This is a genomic window from Parvimonas sp. D9, assembly GCF_035282565.1.
Lineage (GTDB): Bacteria > Bacillota > Clostridia > Tissierellales > Peptoniphilaceae > Parvimonas > Parvimonas micra.
In genome coordinates this window covers 1-420 of record NZ_JAYKBM010000064.1, presented here as the reverse complement: position 1 = coordinate 420, position 420 = coordinate 1, and the positions used below count along the sequence as shown (strand labels likewise).

Genomic DNA, 420 nt, shown 5'->3' with positions numbered 1-420 from the left:
TCTCCCCGTCTTGATAGCTGATGTAATCAGTAGGGGAAATAATACCCCCAGGAGTACCATCCCCAATAGTTATAGTGGCATCTTGGTAGTTACTGACCAGCAGTGAAGGAAATCCCCACGGAAGAGTTACACCCGGCTGGTTGCGGTATGCGTATGGTACAATGCGGCCGGGATCGTACGCTAGGAAAGGATTGAGTGACCCATTTAGACTGTCCAGGAAGCTCTGTGCTGCAATATACCGTTCCCCAAACAAAGGAACAGTCTGATACTGCGCCCACCATGTAGGACTAATCCGATCGATCGACTGGATAAACCCCCCATCGCTAGGGGTGTTTTGCTGACGATATGCCAGCTGGAACTTCTTATCCTTGACGCCGAATAGGATGGGGAGCTGGATTGTAACTTGCATTATGACCTCCA

The 420-nt window shown here is 50.0% G+C and carries 1 protein-coding gene; it reads right to left on the bottom strand.

Annotated elements, in window-relative coordinates:
* The coding region (locus tag VJI94_RS08035; RefSeq protein ID WP_324008967.1) for a hypothetical protein at positions 1-409 on the bottom strand (409 nt) is incomplete at its 3' end.
* Positions 410-420: the final 11 nt, after the last annotated feature.